Origin of the sequence: Cytobacillus sp. OWB-43, assembly GCF_034651445.1 — a bacterium.
Classification (GTDB): domain Bacteria; phylum Bacillota; class Bacilli; order Bacillales; family Cytobacillaceae; genus Cytobacillus; species Cytobacillus kochii.
The window spans coordinates 440,376-457,918 of record NZ_JAYEFF010000001.1; the positions used below are offsets into that span (position 1 = coordinate 440,376).

The 17,543-nt window shown below is 37.4% G+C and carries 15 protein-coding genes; 13 read left to right on the forward strand and 2 right to left on the reverse strand.

The features are described 5' to 3' along the window. Positions 1-36: 36 nt before the first annotated feature. A complete protein-coding gene (locus tag U9M49_RS02295; protein ID WP_322909213.1) occupies positions 37-1,137 on the reverse strand; it encodes a LuxR C-terminal-related transcriptional regulator in 1,101 nt (366 codons plus the stop codon). 169 nt (positions 1,138-1,306) lie between these two features. On the opposite strand from U9M49_RS02295, the gene U9M49_RS02300 reads away from it, so the two are divergent. Further along, entirely contained in the window at positions 1,307-2,062 is a 756-nt protein-coding gene (locus U9M49_RS02300) for a glucose 1-dehydrogenase (protein ID WP_322909214.1), read from the forward strand. Between the two features lie 22 nt (positions 2,063-2,084). Then, positions 2,085-2,828 carry a glucose 1-dehydrogenase gene (locus U9M49_RS02305; RefSeq protein WP_322909215.1) on the forward strand — a complete coding sequence of 248 codons (744 nt, stop codon included), beginning with the start codon at positions 2,085-2,087 and terminating at the stop codon, positions 2,826-2,828. A gap of 72 nt (positions 2,829-2,900) precedes the next feature. On the opposite strand, the gene U9M49_RS02310 is transcribed toward U9M49_RS02305, so the two are convergent. Next, positions 2,901-4,613, reverse strand: coding sequence for an Rqc2 family fibronectin-binding protein (locus tag U9M49_RS02310; RefSeq protein ID WP_307314503.1), 1,713 nt, complete (start codon positions 4,611-4,613; stop codon positions 2,901-2,903). Positions 4,614-4,894: 281 nt separating this feature from the next. On the opposite strand from U9M49_RS02310, the gene U9M49_RS02315 reads away from it, so the two are divergent. From U9M49_RS02315 to rlmN, 11 genes are all read left to right on the forward strand, one after another. Beyond that, complete coding sequence (locus U9M49_RS02315) at positions 4,895-7,573, forward strand: cation-translocating P-type ATPase (protein WP_307314500.1); 2,679 nt, start codon at positions 4,895-4,897, stop codon at positions 7,571-7,573. 167 nt (positions 7,574-7,740) lie between these two features. Continuing rightward, a complete protein-coding gene (locus tag U9M49_RS02320) occupies positions 7,741-8,613 on the forward strand; it encodes a YicC/YloC family endoribonuclease (protein ID WP_224938566.1) in 873 nt (290 codons plus the stop codon). Between the two features lie 59 nt (positions 8,614-8,672). Further along, positions 8,673-8,936 carry an extracellular matrix/biofilm regulator RemA gene (remA, locus tag U9M49_RS02325; RefSeq protein WP_095369581.1) on the forward strand — a complete coding sequence of 88 codons (264 nt, stop codon included), beginning with the start codon at positions 8,673-8,675 and terminating at the stop codon, positions 8,934-8,936. Positions 8,937-8,945: 9 nt separating this feature from the next. Further along, positions 8,946-9,560: a guanylate kinase gene (gene gmk, locus U9M49_RS02330; RefSeq protein ID WP_095369580.1), complete on the forward strand. Its 615-nt coding sequence runs from the start codon at positions 8,946-8,948 to the stop codon at positions 9,558-9,560. Between the two features lies 1 nt (position 9,561). Beyond that, positions 9,562-9,786, forward strand: coding sequence for a DNA-directed RNA polymerase subunit omega (gene rpoZ / locus U9M49_RS02335; RefSeq protein ID WP_095369579.1), 225 nt, complete (start codon positions 9,562-9,564; stop codon positions 9,784-9,786). A gap of 158 nt (positions 9,787-9,944) precedes the next feature. Beyond that, entirely contained in the window at positions 9,945-11,153 is a 1,209-nt protein-coding gene (gene coaBC, locus U9M49_RS02340; RefSeq protein WP_322909216.1) for a bifunctional phosphopantothenoylcysteine decarboxylase/phosphopantothenate--cysteine ligase CoaBC, read from the forward strand. Continuing rightward, positions 11,150-13,558, forward strand: a complete 2,409-nt coding sequence (gene priA, locus U9M49_RS02345; protein WP_322909217.1) for a primosomal protein N' — start codon at positions 11,150-11,152, stop codon at positions 13,556-13,558. The genes coaBC and priA overlap by 4 nt, the downstream gene beginning before the upstream one ends. 112 nt (positions 13,559-13,670) lie before the next feature. Then, entirely contained in the window at positions 13,671-14,156 is a 486-nt protein-coding gene (gene def / locus U9M49_RS02350) for a peptide deformylase (RefSeq protein WP_322909218.1), read from the forward strand. Then, positions 14,153-15,103: a methionyl-tRNA formyltransferase gene (fmt, locus tag U9M49_RS02355; protein WP_322909219.1), complete on the forward strand. Its 951-nt coding sequence runs from the start codon at positions 14,153-14,155 to the stop codon at positions 15,101-15,103. The genes def and fmt overlap by 4 nt, the downstream gene beginning before the upstream one ends. Beyond that, positions 15,100-16,452 (forward strand): 16S rRNA (cytosine(967)-C(5))-methyltransferase RsmB, encoded by a 1,353-nt coding sequence (gene rsmB, locus U9M49_RS02360; RefSeq protein WP_322909220.1) that lies wholly within the window; start codon positions 15,100-15,102, stop codon positions 16,450-16,452. The genes fmt and rsmB overlap by 4 nt, the downstream gene beginning before the upstream one ends. A 4-nt stretch (positions 16,453-16,456) precedes the next feature. Beyond that, on the forward strand, positions 16,457-17,542 hold the full coding sequence (gene rlmN, locus U9M49_RS02365; RefSeq protein WP_095369573.1) for a 23S rRNA (adenine(2503)-C(2))-methyltransferase RlmN: 1,086 nt from the start codon (positions 16,457-16,459) through the stop codon (positions 17,540-17,542). The last annotated feature ends 1 nt before the right edge of the window (position 17,543 follow it).

Here is a 17,543-nt window from a genome sequence, read left to right on the forward strand (position 1 = left end):
TATCTAACAGTATACAGTTTTATCAGTAAAGAGGAATTAATGTAATAATCCCGATTGAAAAGCAATCGCCACAACTTGTGTGCGATTTTTTGCTTTTAGTTTAGTCATTAATTGACTGACATAATCTCTCACCGTATGCTCGCTTAAATAGAGCATGGAGGCTATGGTTTTATTATCATGACCATCAGCTAGTAGGATGAGAATAGAATGCTCCCTTTGGGTAAGATGAATGGAGGATTGGATCCTATCATTTCCACTTTTTCGAGAAAAGAATAAACCCAATAATATACCTACTTCATTGATATAATCTAACTCTTCTTTACTATATTCAAACGCCTCTCCCTTTTGGTCAAAAGTTAACCAGCCATATAATTGTTCTTCACATAAAATGGGAAGAAAGATAATCGAAGATAAGCCGAATAATTCAATATGTTCTTGTCTAATTAATTGCTTAGGGTCTTTTAAGAAAATTGGTTTCTTTGTAGAGAAGACTGAGAAATTCTCTCCTAATTGACCTTTCATACTCTGTACTTTGATAACTTCTGTTCCGACTGCACCATAAAATTCATTGGACCACGGAATATAACCATAAAAAACACAGCGTTTAAACCCAAACCAATCTTCACATTTTTTTAGGATATCGGGGAGTTCCGTCTTCGATGAACGAATTAATAATTGACTTAATTTAGTTAAGGGTTCTCTATGAGGTATTTGCTTCTCTTTTTTTGCTATTTGCTGATATGTTTTCAGTAAATCTGATTGTAAGTTAAATAAAAACATGATAAACCCATCGTTCTTATGAATTTTTTCTTTCTTTAATAAGGTTGTTACCGCTTTTTGTAGAATCAATGAAAACAAATATAATCGTTCAGTGGATAGAATGGATATTTGCGCATAAAGCCAATCTATTAACTGATTATGAATGTCTTCCTCCATTTCTCCCATTTGTATATGGTGAAACCATTCTGTAAAGGAACGGAGTAGCAGTGTAACCGCCTCAAAATGCTCTTCGTCAGAAATCCCCTCGACATTGAGGTAGATCCGGATATTTTCTTCTAAGTTTTGCCTATATGTTTTCATAAAGAATATAAATTCCTGCAATGTAACTTCTTCAAAACGATCATGAGATTGAGCCATGAAATTCCCCCTATATATGACTGTAAAATAGCTACTCATAAACAGTATCTTATAGGATAGCGCTAAAAAGTTAAAGTTTGTATCATTGTAGATGTGGGGTGAACAATGAATGAATTGTTGATAAGTAAGGATATTCATGTAAATATGACAGCAGAGAAGGGATAAGATTATGAGATTAAATGAAAAAGTGGCTGTTATTACTGGTGGTGGCACGGGGATTGGGAAAGAAACGGCACTTCTTTTTGCACAAGAAGGAGCAAAAGTTATTCTGACAGATATTCATGAAACGTCTGGTCAAGGTACCGTCGAAGAAATCAAGGCAAATGGTGGGGAAGCAATATTTGTTCGCCATGATGTAAGTAATGAAAATGATTGGCGTAAGGTCGCTGATGAGGCGATAAAAGCTTATAACCAAGTAGATATTCTCTTCAATAATGCAGGGATTTATATCATTAAACCACTAGCTGAAATTGAGCTAGTGGAATGGAATAAATTAATGGCTATTAATGTAGGGGGTGTGTTTTTAGGAATGAAGCATATTATGCCATTAATGGCGGAGCGGCAGAAAGGTTCTGTGATTAACGCTTCTTCTATTGCTGGCTTAGTTGGCTCTCCAGGCCATGTTTTATATGGTGCAAGTAAAGGTGCTGTACGTGTCATGACTAAGGACGCTGCCATTGAATATGCTCCAATGGGTGTTAGAGTAAATTCTATCCATCCAGGGTATATTGATACTGGCATGGCTGATTATGCTTCAGAACAGACTGGTCAGTCAAAAGATGCACTAGGAAAGAACCTATTTCCACTCGGTTATTTAGGTAAAGTAAAAGATGTAGCTAATACAGTGCTCTTTTTAGCTTCAGACGATTCAGCATACACTACAGGGGCAGAGTTTGTCATTGATGGTGGAGCGACAGCAAGATAATGAAAAGAAAGAGGAGATTAAAATGAAATTACAAGATAAAGTAGCAATCGTAACAGGTGGAGCAAGTGGTATTGGTGAAGCAGTTGTCAAAGAATATGTAAAAGAAGGTGCAAAGGTTGTCATAGCTGATTTCTCTGACAAGGGACAAGCTCTTTCTGATACTTTGAATAAAGAAGGATATGAGACTTTATTTGTTAAAACAGATGTATCAAAAGAAGAAGATGTGAAAAATGTCGTTGCACAGACAGTTAATCAGTTTGGAAAGTTGGATATCATGTATGCCAATGCGGGGATTGCTAGTGACGGGCCAGCAGCTGAATTAGATTATGATAAATGGAAAAAAACGATTGATATTAATCTTTCTGGTGTGTTTCTATCAGATAAATACGCAATCGAACAATTCCAAAAACAAGGAAGCGGCGGTGTAATAGTGAATGCAGGATCTATTCATAGCTTTGTCTCACTGCCTAATATACCAGCATACTCATCTGCAAAAGGTGGCGTGAAACTGTTAACACAAAACTTATGTACGGCATATGCGAAAGAAAATATCCGTGTAAATGCGGTTTGTCCGGGATACATTGATACGCCTTTATTATCGGAATTAGAATCAGATGTGAAGAATCACCTGGCCTCCCTTCACCCACAAGGTAGACTTGGAAAACCAGAAGAAATTGCTAAAGCTGTTTTATTCTTATCAAGTGATGATGCGAGCTTTGTAAATGGTACAACCTTATTAGTAGATGGTGGTTATACAGCACAGTAACTTTTAACTAATAAAAAACCCAATTGGATGGAGCGCCTGGTAGAGTAAGGCGTTCATCTCAATTGGGTTTTGTTATTTCTTTTTACTAAGTGAAATGACTTTTTCTTCATCAGGGGTGACAAAGATTGTTTGTTGTTGATCATAAATGACAAACCCGGGCTTAGCACCACTCGGCTTTTTCACATTACGTACCTTTGTGTAATCGACGGGTACACTACTTGAGTTACGCGCTTTACTAAAATAAGCAGCTAAACAAGCAGCTTCTTGTATAACTTCATTACTTGGCGCTTTATCTCTAATGACCACATGTGACCCAGGGATATCTTTTGTATGGAGCCAGATGTCGTCTTTTGCAGCTAACTTATTCGTCAAGTAATCATTTTGTTTATTGTTCTTACCAACAATGATTTCTGTCCCATCGCTAGCGACAAAATAATCCAGGATAGGTTTGGCATTGACCGGCTTTTTCTGTTTTTTTTGTCTTTCACGTAAGTAACCGCCTTCAATAAGTTCCTCCCGTATTTCTTCAATATCTTTCGGTGAAGCGGCTTGTATTTGTTGTAAAAGATGATCGAAGTAGTTAACTTCTTCATAGGCTTGATCTATTTGTTCTTGTACAACTTGTTTAGCGTGTTTAGCTTTTTGATATTTCTTAAAGTATATCTGTGCATTTTGCGAAGGTGTTTTTTGTGTATCTAGAGGGATAAGCACATTGCTGTTATTTTCATCATAATAATTGTTCACTTCAATCTCATCCATCCCTCTTTGAATGGCGTACATATGAGCTGTAATTAATTCACCGTACAATTGAAATTGCTCGGCGTTTTTTGCTTCTTGCATGGTTAGTTTTAATTTCTCTATCTTTTTTGTGTTTTTTTCTTTTTCATTGCTAATAAATTTTTCCAAGTCATTGCCTTGTTGTTTGACGCGATCTCTTTCTGCTTTGCCGAAATAATAGCGGTCAAGCATTAGACTTAAGCTCTCAAAATGACGCTGCTCTCCCTGAATATGATCTAACTGGAGGAAATAAAAAGTCTCTTTATGTTCATTTATTGTAATGGTCGGTTGAACTTCTTTGTTTTTTATTTTATCCATTGTCTTAATAAAGGCAGCAGGTATTGTTGTACGGTTGGCTAATCCAGATTGGAATACAACTTCTTTTGCAAGTAGGGGAGAAAACCCGCTGTAATGTTGCACAAGTTGTTTATCTAACTTCCCACTATTAAAGTCCATTCTTCGTAATACATCCGTCTCATCAGCTTCTAATGGGTTGGCTTTATTTTGAGCCGGAGGAGCCACATAAAGTTGACCCGGAAGCAGGGCACGATGACTATTTACCGCATAAGATACATGCTTGATACAATCTAAGATCATGTTTCGTTCTTGATCGACCAATGTAATATTACTGTGACGTCCCATGATTTCGACGATGAGCCTCTTATATGAGATATCGCCAATTTCATTACGACCTTTAACGTTAAATACTATGATACGATCTAGGTCCATTTGTTGAATATCTTCTAATATATATCCCTCTAAATGTTTTCTTAAAAGCATGCAGAACATCGGTGGAATACTGGGGTTATCATATGCTTCATTTGTTAATTGTACGCGTGCATAGCTTGGATGCGCAGACAATAGTAATTTATGATTTTTTCCGTTAGCTCTAATTACTAAGATGATTTCATTTTTATATGGTTGGTGAACTTTATTAATTCGACCACCTTTAAGAGTAGCTTGTAGCTCCTCTACCATCGCTTTTGTAAATAATCCATCAAATGACATCTCTAACATCCTTTTCTACGCTCTTAGTTATCCGAAAGGCGTCTCTTTACTTTATGGAAGCTATTTTCCCATAAACAAATGGTTTTTAAAAGCTTTCTGTTTATGTAAAATACATTCTTTCTCATAATAGCATAGCATTTTTTAGGACGAGACTGAATAAGCTTTCATGAGAGCCTTAAAAATAGGACAGCTCTCCATCGAGATAGTAGGGGAAGCAGGACGGTTCGCATGTAGTAGATGCGAATTCTCTTAAAATGAAAAGGAGGAAGTGTGATGTCCGAATGAAATACCATGAGATGGAAGCGAGAGAGGTTGAAGACACGTTAAACACAAATAGGCATGAAGGCATGTCTGAAGAAGATGCGCAAAAAAGATTGGAGCAATTTGGATATAACGAATTAGCAGAAGGAGAAAAGCAATCCGCTTTACTCTTATTTTTTAGTCAATTCAAAGACTTTATGACTTTAATTCTATTAGTAGCCACATTGATATCTGGGCTACTGGGTGAATATATTGATGCAATCGCCATTATTGCGATTGTGCTTATCAACGGAGTATTAGGTTTTTTTCAGGAACGAAAAGCAGAGAAGTCATTAAGTGCGCTAAAAGAATTATCCACACCTCATGCAACAGTATTACGTGATGGAGAATGGAAGAAAATCCCCTCAAAAGAAGTCGTTGTTGGTGACTTATTGAAGTTCTCCTCCGGTGATAGAATTGGGGCGGATATCCGCTTAATCGAGTGCAATAACTTAGAAATAGAAGAATCGGCCTTAACAGGTGAATCATTACCGGTGCAAAAAACAGTCGCAGCAATTAAGCAAGATAACCCCGGAATCGGCGATATGGAAAATATGGGATTTATGGGTACGATCGTAACGAAGGGTAGCGGAGTGGGGGTTGTCATTGGCACAGGAATGAAAACAGCGATGGGACAAATCGCTGATATGATTCAAAGTGCGGAAACGATGACAACACCGCTGCAAAGAAGGTTGGAACAATTAGGGAAAATTCTCATTGTTGTCGCACTATTCTTAACGGTTCTTGTCGTAGGTATCGGTGTGCTACAAGGACAAGAATTATATACGATGTTCTTAACAGGGGTATCGTTAGCTGTAGCAGCTATACCAGAGGGATTACCGGCGATAGTCACTGTGGCCTTATCGCTAGGAGTCCAACGCATGATTAAACAAAAGGCGATTGTCAGAAAGCTCCCAGCAGTAGAAACATTAGGCTGTGCTTCTGTCATATGCTCCGATAAAACGGGAACCCTGACTCAGAACAAAATGACTGTCACCCATTTATGGAGTGGTGGGAACACATGGCAAGTAGATGGCATTGGCTATACACCAAAAGGAGATTTTTATCGCAGTGAAAAACGTATAGATCCGAAAAATGAAAAAACATTACAACAATTATTGATGTTTGGTATGCTTTGTAATCATGCTGAAATTCATAAGAAAAATAAAGAATTTGTCATTGACGGTGATCCAACAGAAGGTGCATTGTTAGTCGCTGGGATGAAAGCAGGATATAGTCGCCCCTCTTTATTAAATCAATATGAAATTCTCGAGGAATTTCCTTTTGATTCAACTAGAAAAATGATGAGTATTGTGTTAAGGGATGCCAGTGGCAGAAGATTTGTTGTCTGTAAAGGAGCACCGGATGTGTTGGCGCAGAACTGTGAGAGTATCCTGTGGGAAAATCGTAAGCAAGCAATGACCCAAGAGATGCATAGATCAGTTAATGAGGCAATTCACGGTTTAGCCTCCCAAGCACTAAGAACAATTGCAATAGGATATAAGGAATTGACTAATGAGGGCAGAATAACATCAGAAAAAGATGCAGAAAATCGATTGACGTTTATAGGTTTACAAGGAATGATTGATCCACCAAGGACAGAGGTACGAGCTGCGGTTAAAGAATGTAAAGAAGCAGGAATTAAGACAGTGATGATTACAGGCGACCATATTACAACTGCTCAAGCAATTGCTAAACAATTAGGTATTCTTAATAAGTCAACAAAAGTAATGGAAGGAAAAACATTAGCTACATTGAGTACAGAAGAGTTAGAAGATGTAGTGGATGATGTATCTGTGTTTGCGCGCGTATCACCGGAACATAAACTAAAGATTGTTAAAGCTCTGCAAAATCGCGGTCATATTGTAGCTATGACAGGGGACGGAATCAATGATGCGCCAGCTATCAAAGCTGCCGATATTGGCATTGCGATGGGCATTACTGGTACGGATGTAGCAAAAGAAGCATCTTCTCTTATTTTACTTGATGACAACTTTGCAACCATTAAATCAGCAATAAAAGAAGGGCGAAATATTTACGATAATATTAGAAAGTTTGTAAGGTATTTACTTGCATCTAATGTTGGCGAAATACTGGTTATGCTATTTGCAATGATTTTAGCGCTACCTCTGCCGCTAGTACCTATACAAATACTTTGGGTGAATTTAGTAACAGATGGCCTGCCGGCGATGGCGTTAGGTTTAGACCGACCAGAAGGTAATGTCATGAAGCGAGAGCCGCGAAATCCTAAAGAAGGCATTTTTTCAAGAGGGCTTGGCTGGAAGGTTATTTCAAGAGGTTTTTTAATTGGTGGAGTAACCTTACTTGCGTTTATGCTCACATATAAAGGCGATCCTAGTGAGCTCGCATATGCGCAAACCGTCGCTTTTGCGACATTAGTCCTTGCTCAATTAATTCATGTGTTTGATTGTCGAAGTGAAAAATCAGTTTTTGCTCGAAATCCATTCGGTAATATGTATCTTGTCTGGGCGGTTATTTCTTCGGTTTTACTTATGCTGATTGTTTTATATTGGCCGCCATTGCAACAAATTTTCCACACAGTACCAATCGCTGGTCGTGATTGGTTAATGATTGTTGGCTTATCAGCTGTCCCAACATTTTTGCTTGGCTTCACATATTTGGCAAGAAAATCGAAGTGAAATATGGTATAATCCTTTAGGTAGTAGAGTGAAACTCTATTACCTTTTGGTTTTTTAAAGAAAACTACATAATATATGAGTGTAAGAAAAGGTATGGTTAGTGCCAAATTTGTATAAGAAAGTTGTAGGTACTTCCCGCAAACGGCGAAAGGAAGTGTGGTTAAACGATGGTAGCGAGTATGACAGGGTATGGACAGGGTAAAAGGCAAACTGACACCTTCTCTATCACGATTGAAGTAAAAACGGTTAATCATCGTTTTACAGAATATTTCCTGCGCATTCCAAAGCAATTTCTCAAGCTGGAAGATAAAATAAAAAAAACGCTTAATCAATATATTAAGCGTGGTAGAATAGAAGTCTATGCAACCATAGAACAAACGGGATCGAAACAAAAGAAGATACGTGTGGATTGGGATTTGTTAGACGAATTTTATCGTTCAATGACAGAAGTGAAAGAAAAATATAAGTTAAGTAGTGAGCCTGGGCTAAAAGATTTACTTAATGAAGATGTGTTTGCTATTGTGGAAGTGGATGAAGAAGACGAATGGCTAGATGAGCTGATTCTTGAAGCGACAAATGAAGCTGGTAAAGAGCTGCAAATGATGCGGTTAGCTGAAGGTAAGGAGCTAGAGAAGGATCTTTTTAAACAGCTCGGTTTACTAACTGAATGTCTTAACCGCTTATATGACCTAGCCCCTAACGTGGTAAAGCAATACGAAGACCGTTTGCGAAAGCGAATGGAAGAATATGCTGATGGTCATATTGATGAATCAAGAATTATTACAGAGGTGGCAATTTTTGCAGATAAGGCCGATATCAATGAAGAATTGACACGACTCGCATCACATCGTAATCAATTTCAATTGACCCTTTCCTTGGAAGATGCAATTGGCAGGAAGCTTGATTTCATGATTCAAGAGATGAATCGCGAAGTCAATACAATCGGTTCAAAAGCGAATGATTCTACCATTGCTGGAGAAGTAGTTGAGATGAAAGGTCTATTAGAAAAGATGAAAGAACAAGTACAAAATATTGAATAAAGCGGTTTAGAAACGCGTGATAAAGGTCAAAATAGTTAACTGATGACGGGGGGACGCATATGTCAATAAAATTAATTAATATTGGCTTCGGAAACATTGTTTCTGCCAATAGAATCATATCAATAGTGAGTCCGGAATCGGCACCAATTAAGAGAATTATTCAGGATGCAAGAGACCGTGGTGTACTGATAGATGCAACATATGGCCGTAGAACGAGAGCAGTCATTGTCATGGATAGTGATCATGTCATTTTATCTGCTGTTCAGCCGGAAACAGTAGCTGCACGACTGAACGACCGCGATGATGTTATCGATGAAGGGTAGGATTTTCTAATGAAGGAAAAAGGTTTATTAATAGTACTCTCAGGTCCATCTGGTGTAGGGAAAGGTACAGTGAGAAAAGAGATTTTCTCACAGCCTGATACGGCATTTGAATACTCTATTTCTATGACAACAAGAAAGCCGAGACAAGGTGAAGTTGATGGAGTAGATTATTTCTTTAAATCTCGTGAAGAATTTGAAACATTAATAGAACAAGATAAATTATTGGAGTATGCTGAGTTTGTTGGCAACTATTATGGAACCCCTGTTGATTATGTGAAACAAACGTTAAACGAGGGCAAGGATGTATTTTTAGAAATAGAAGTACAAGGTGCAAAGCAAGTGCGTGAGAAGTTTCCTGATGGCTTGTTTATCTTCCTTGTTCCACCTAGTTTATCTGAATTAAAAAATCGTATTGTTACACGAGGCACAGAAACAGAAGATATAATTAATAATCGTTTAAGTGCAGCTAAAGAAGAAATTGAAATGATGAAATTATATGATTATGTTGTAGAAAATGATCAAGTGGAAAACGCTTGTGACAGAATTAATGCGATTGTAGTAGCAGAACATTGCCGTCGCACGCGCGTTGAACCTAGATATTTGAAAATGTTGGAGGCTGAATAATATGTTAAATCCATCAATTGATTCATTGATGACAAAAATTGATTCAAAATACTCTCTTGTGTCTGTGGCTGCTAAAAGAGCACGGAAATTACAAAATAATGAAGAGCAATATCGTTTAGAAAAATATGTATCACATAAAAATGTGGGTAAAGCATTAGAAGAGATTAATGCAAACGAACTATTTTATCGCTTAGGTGATACAACGCATGAAGGGGAAAAAAGGTAAAATACACATATATGAAAAAATAACAACCTGTATGGAGGTTGTTATTTTTGTTCATAGCCGTAATTTTTGTTAAAAACAAGAAGAGATAGATGAAAAAGTGAGCGAAATTATTCATAATAAAAGAAAAATAACCTTTTGAATATTGGGGGTTTGTATAGATGTTGAATGGTAAAAAAATCCTGTTGTGTGTAACCGGCGGTATTGCTGTTTATAAAGCTGTAGCTTTAACAAGTAAGTTAACGCAAGCTGGAGCTTGTGTGAAAGTAATGATGAGCGAGTCAGCTAGACAATTTGTGTCACCATTAACTTTTCAAGTGATGTCACGTAATGATGTATATTTTGATACCTTCGATGAAAAGGACGCTAGTAAGATTGCTCATATTGATTTAGCAGACTGGGCAGATTTGATATTGATTGCACCAGCAACTGCGAATATTATTGGTAAGCTTGCAAATGGCCTAGCAGATGATATGATTTCTACAACATTGTTAGCACACACATCGCCTGTATGGATTGCACCGGCGATGAATGTCAATATGTACAATCATCCTGCAGTGATAAAAAATATTGATACACTTCATCAGTTTGGTTATCAATTTATTGAACCGAGTGAAGGCTATCTCGCATGTGGTTATGTTGGAAAAGGTAGATTAGAAGAACCGGAAAAGATTGTTGAGCATATGAATCATTTTTTCAATCAAAAGGAACCGTTGTTAAAAGGGAAAAAGTTATTGATCTCAGCAGGGCCGACAAGAGAAAAAATTGATCCTGTTCGTTATTTAACCAATCATTCGAGTGGTAAAATGGGCTATGCGATTGCAGAAGTCGCAGCGAAACTTGGTGCAGATGTGACATTAGTATCAGGTCCTGTCCATATTTCTTCACCTCATGGTGTAAAAGTGATCAATGTTGAAAGTGCGGAAGAAATGTATGAAGAAATGATTACTCGTTTTGCTGATGCTCATATTGTAATAAAAACGGCTGCTGTAGCAGATTATCGGCCTAAATATACTTATGATCAGAAAGTGAAAAAGAATGATGGTGATCAACAGTTGGAATTAGAAAGAACTAAAGATATTTTAATGGCACTTGGTAAAAGAAAAAACAATCAAGTGTTGGTGGGTTTTGCGGCAGAAACAAATAATGTGGATGTATATGCGAGAGGAAAGCTGAAAAAGAAAAATGCTGATATGATTGTAGCCAATGATGTAACAAGTGCGGGTGCCGGATTTGGAACAGATACGAATGTTGTTACTCTCTATAAACGAGATGGGACTAAAACAGATCTCCCGTTGATGTCAAAACATGACGTAGCAGAAAGCATTTTAAAAGAAGCGCTTTATTTATATGAGGATGAGGGGAAATGATTGCTGAGGTCATTGTTGATGTACCGGCTAAGCAAACAGATCGACCTTTTGATTATGTTATTCCGCAATCACTTGAGACGGTCATTCAAATTGGGATGCGAGTCGTTGTCCCATTTGGGCCAAGGAGAATTCAAGGTTTTGTCATTGGGATCAAACCTCAGTCCACGCTTAATAAATTAAAAAAAATCATTGAGCCGTTAGATTTAACACCTGTATTATCTGAATCGCTCATTTCATTAGGAAATTGGCTATCAGAAGAAACTTTAAGTTATCGGATCTCTGCTTATCAAGCGATGTTACCAGCAGCACTTAAAGCAAAATATCAAAAAAAATTACAAGTTTCAACTGAAAACAAACAGTTGTTGCCGCAAACCTTACAAGGCTTATTTACTAACCAAGATAGCATCCTGTGGGAAGAAGCGAAAGAAACAGGCTATTTATCATTGTTACAGCAAGAAGTAACGAAAGGTCATATTCTAATTATTTATGAAGTGAAAGATAAAATAAAAAAGAAAAAACGCCTCGCCATTAGAAGCGCTCTTTCAACAGAGGAATTAAAGACTTATCAATCGTCTCTTACCCCACGGGCACAAAAACAACATGACGTGATTAATTACTTTATCGAAAATAAAGATTGGATATTCTTAACTGACTTAACGGCAACACTACAAATATCGAATGCCGTTGTAAAAGAACTAGTGAAAAAAGAAGTATTAGAGGAGAGCGAACGTGAAATTTATCGTGATCCTTATGAAAATCGTTATTTTGCACGAACAGAACCATTACTGTTAACATATGAGCAACAAGAAGCCATCGATCCAATCCATGATCGCATCGCAAAATCCCTTCATGAAGTGTTTTTATTGTATGGCGTAACAGGGAGTGGGAAAACAGAAGTTTACTTACAGTCGATACAGAAAGTACTAGAGAGAGGTCAAGAAGCGATTTGTTTAGTGCCAGAGATTTCACTTACCCCACAAATGGTTCATCGTTTCAAAGGAAGATTTGGGAATCAAGTAGCTGTGATGCATAGTGGATTATCTGCTGGTGAGAAGTATGATGAATGGCGAAAAGTTCAGCGGGGAGAAGTGAAAGTCGTTGTTGGAGCGCGATCAGCTGTATTTGCTCCGTTTGAAAACCTCGGTCTCATCATTATAGATGAGGAACATGAGACAAGTTATAAACAAGAGGAAAACCCAAAATACCATGCAAAAGATGTAGCAATAAAACGAGGGAAGCAAGGGAGTTTCCCCGTTATTTTAGGTAGCGCTACACCTTCACTCGAATCATTTGCTCGTGCTAAAAAAGGTGTATACACTTTGTTAAGTTTGCCGAAGAGGATGAATAATCAAGATTTACCACATGTGGATATTGTAGATATGCGTGAAGAGCTAAGAAGTGGAAATCGCTCAATGTTTTCTTCATCCTTATTAGAAAAGCTTCAATTACGTCTAGAAAAAAAAGAGCAGACTGTCCTTTTCTTAAATAAACGTGGATATTCTTCTTTTGTCATGTGTCGTGATTGTGGCTATGTTGTTAATTGTCCGAACTGTGATATTTCACTAACTTATCATCGCCACCAGCAGCAAATGAAATGTCATTATTGTGGATATGAGGATCATGTCCCCTCTGTTTGTCCAGAATGCCAGAGTGATCATATTCGTTATTTTGGCACAGGGACACAAAAGGTAGAAGAAGAACTCCATAAAGTATTGCCTGAAGCGAGAGTTATTCGTATGGATGTGGATACAACGAGTAAAAAAGGCTCTCATGAGCGACTGCTAAATGAGTTCCAAAAAGGCCATGCAGATATTCTACTTGGGACCCAAATGATTGCCAAAGGACTCGATTTTCCAAATATAACGCTTGTCGGTGTATTATCAGCTGATACAATGCTTCATTTGCCAGATTTTCGGTCATCAGAAAAAACGTTTCAGTTATTGACGCAAGTGAGTGGAAGAGCAGGGCGTCATCAATTACCAGGAGAAGTGGTCATTCAAACATACAGTCCTGAACATTATAGTATTGAGTTAGCAGCTGAACAAAATTACGACCAGTTTTATGAGCGCGAAATGATGATCAGAAAAGGTTTAAAGTACCCACCTTTTTATTTTATTACACTTATTACGGTCAGTCACGAGCAATTGATGAAAGCGTTAGATGTCACAGAAAAAATTACCACATTTCTGACTAGTCGCTTAACTAAAAGCGCCCTCTGTCTTGGTCCGGTCGCATCACCTATTCCACGAATCAACAATAGATATCGCTACCAATGTTTGATAAAATACAAACGGGAGCCAGAGTTAAATCAATCATTAAAAAAGATATTAGATCAATATCAGCAAGAAGTGACTTCGACTTCTTTGAAAATATCTGTGGATGTTAATCCATTTATTCTGATGTAAAGAAAAATAACTAAAAAAGGTTATAGATAGAGAAAATCGTCGAGAATGGTAATAATTTTAGTCTAGCTATGGCTGCCTGTTGAATGAGAAGATGTTATGGAGGATTTATATTTTGAGTGTTAAACAAATAGTGATGTACCCTAATACAATTTTAGAAGAAAAATGTACACCGGTAACGGTTTTTGATAAAAAATTAGTAAGGCTATTAAATGATATGTATGATACAATGATTGAATTTGATGGTGTAGGACTAGCTGCTCCTCAAATAGGTCTCAATAAGAGAATAGCGATTGTAGATATTGAAGATGAACATGGCACGATTGAGATGATAAATCCCGAAGTAATCGAAACATCAGGTGAACAAACAGGTCCAGAAGGCTGTTTGAGCTTTCCCGGTATTTATGGTGATGTCACACGACCGTCATTTGTGAAAATAAAAGCATTCAATCGAAAGGGTAAGCCATATGAGTTCGCAGCAGAAGGTTTTCTTGCTAGAGCCATTTTACATGAGATTGATCATTTGGATGGAATCCTATTCACCACTAAAGTTAGCAGATATATAGAGGCAGAAGAGTTAGAGAGGTTGGATGAAGAATGACGAAAATTGTATTTATGGGAACACCGGATTTTTCAGTTCCGGTATTACGAAGTGTTATTCAAGCAGGTTATGAAGTCATTGCAGTTGTTACACAACCTGACCGGCCAGTGGGAAGGAAAAAGGTGTTAACTCCACCACCAGTAAAGGTGGAAGCACAAAAACATGGTATTCCAGTGCTACAGCCTGAGAAAGTTAAAAATAAAGAGGACTTGCAAGCTGTTTTAAATCTAGAGCCTGAACTTATTATCACGGCTGCATTCGGGCAAATTCTCCCTAAGCAATTGTTAGATGCACCTAAATATGGTTGCATTAACGTACATGCTTCATTATTGCCAGAATTAAGAGGTGGAGCACCGATTCATTACAGCATCATCCAAGGGAAAGAAAAGACTGGTATTACGATTATGTATATGGCTGAAAAATTGGATGCAGGCGATATTTTAACACAGGTAGAAGTCGAAATCGCTAAGGATGATACTGTTGGTAGCTTACATGATAAATTAAGTGAAGCTGGTAGCAAACTATTGCTAGAAACATTACCACCATTATTAAAAGGTGATTTGCTTCCGAAACAACAAGATGAAAATTTAGCAACATTTGCATACAATATTAAGCGTGAAGAAGAAAAAATTCAGTGGAGTAAACCAGCATTAGAAATTTATAACCATATTAGAGGGATGAATCCTTGGCCAGTTGCTTATACGACTTTGTCTGATGCAGTTATGAAAGTGTGGGCTTCTGTGATCATTGAATCAAAATCAAATCAAGTGCCTGGAACGATTGTCGGATTAGAAGAGGATGGCATCAATGTCTCCACCGGCGATGGTCAGATATTGAAGCTAACGGAGATTCAGCCATCAGGTAAAAAACGCATGAAAGCGAAAGATTACCTGCGCGGCGCAGGTGCCCATCTTCAAGTTGGCATGAAGTTAGGGGACAATCGATGAAAAAACAAAGAAAGAAAAATGTAAGAGAAGTTGCGATGGATTTGTTAGATGCAATTGAAAAGAACCAATCGTATAGTAATCTCCTGTTAAACCATGCTATTAATCAAAATCATTTAGAACAAAAAGATATTGGTTTGCTGACAGAACTGGTTTATGGGACGTTACAACGTAAAATGACATTAGATTATTATTTACAGCCCTATATAAAAAAACCAAATAAAGTGGAGTCTTGGGTAAAGCAATTATTAAGGATCACGGTTTATCAAATGGTTCACTTAAATAAAATTCCTGATCATGCGGCATTAAATGAAGCCGTAGAAATAGCAAAAAATAAAGGCCATAAAGGCATTGCTTCTTTTGTGAATGGGATATTACGAAATGTACAAAGAACTGGGATTAGACAAGTGGAAGAGATCAAAGATCCTATTCAAAGAATTTCAATAGCAACAAGTCACCCAGAATGGCTCGTTGCTAGATGGGTGGATCAATTTGGGATAGAAACAACGGAGGAAATGTGTAAGCTTAATTTACAAGCTCCGACTCAAACAGCGCGTGTAAATATTACGAAGGCTACGACAGAAGAAGTGATTACATTATTAGAAGAGGAAGGATATGCCGTGAAACGGAGTGAATGGGTTTCAGAAGCCATTCATGCTCTTCGAGGAAATCTTGCCAAGTCTTCAGCATTCAAAAATGGACTTATCACAATACAAGATGAAAGTTCAATGTTAGCTTGCTTGGCCCTAAATCCTCAAAAGAATGAAAAGATCCTTGATGCTTGTGCAGCTCCAGGTGGGAAAACGTCTCATATAGCTGAAGCGATGTCGGGGAGTGGAGAGGTTATAGCGATAGATCTCCATGAGCATAAAGTTAAGCTTATTGCACAAACAGCAGACAGATTAGGATTAGAGAATATTGATACTCTTGCTCTCGATAGTAGACAAGTTCAAGATCATTTCCCGCAAGAGTCGTTTGATCGTATTTTGCTAGACGCGCCGTGCTCAGGTTTAGGTGTGATGCGTAGAAAACCTGATATGAAATACACAAAAAAAGAAGATGATTTATCACGCCTGCAGTCCATTCAATTGGATTTATTAAATGCCATCACCCCATTATTAAAAAAAGGTGGTATGCTAGTGTATAGTACATGCACTGTTGATGAATCTGAAAACCATCAAGTCATTTCACGTTTTTTAAGTGACCATAAAGAATTTGTTGGAGACTCAACACTTAAGGCAAGGCTACCACAAGCGTTACAAACGTTTGTGAATGATTTTGAAATACAAGTATTACCGCAATATATTGGTTCAGACGGGTTTTATATCGCTTGTCTGAGAAAGAAGGTGTAATCACATGGAAAGAAGTGCAACAAAGAAAAATACAGAAACGAATCATCAACCATCCATTTATTCATTACAATTAGACGAACTAAAGGACTGGTTAAAAGAAAATAATGAAAAAGCATTCCGCGCAAGTCAAATTTTTGATTGGTTATATACAAAAAGAGTAACAAACTTCGATGATATGACAAATTTATCAAAAAGTTTGCGAGAAAAGCTCGATGCTTCATTTACTTTAACAACATTAAAAACGATTATTCAGCAACAATCTACTGATGGCACGATTAAATTTTTATTTGAGTTACACGATGGCTATTCAATTGAGACGGTTTTAATGCGTCATGAATACGGTAATTCTGTTTGTGTTACAACACAGGTAGGGTGTCGTATTGGTTGTACATTTTGTGCCTCGACTTTAGGGGGATTAAAACGTCATCTAGAAGCAGGAGAAATCGTTGCTCAAGTCGTAAAAGTACAACAAGCATTAGATGAAACAGATGAAAGAGTAAGCTCTGTTGTCATTATGGGTATTGGGGAACCGTTTGATAATTATGATCAAATGATGTCTTTCTTGAAAATTATTAATCATGATGATGGCTTGAATATTGGTGCTAGACATATCACTGTATCTACAAGCGGTATCATCCCGAAAATCTATAAATTTGCTGATGAAAATATGCAAATCAATTTTGCTGTCAGCTTGCATGCCCCTAATAATGATATAAGAGGAAGATTAATGCCAATCAACCGCGCTTATAAATTGCCTGATTTAATGGAAGCTATTCATTATTATGTGAACAAGACAGGTAGACGTGTAAGTTTTGAATATGGTTTATTTGGAGGAGTCAATGATCAAGTAGAGCATGCAGAAGAGCTTGCTGATCTCGTAAAAGGATTGAAGTGTCATATTAACTTAATCCCAGTCAATTACGTACCTGAGAGAGACTATGTAAGAACTCCTAGAGAGCAGATTTTTCAATTTGAAAAGGCTTTGAAAAATCGTGGGGTTAATGTGACCATCCGTAGAGAACAAGGTCATGATATTGATGCAGCATGTGGACAACTTCGTGCAAAGGAGAGAAAAGAAGAAACGAGGTGAC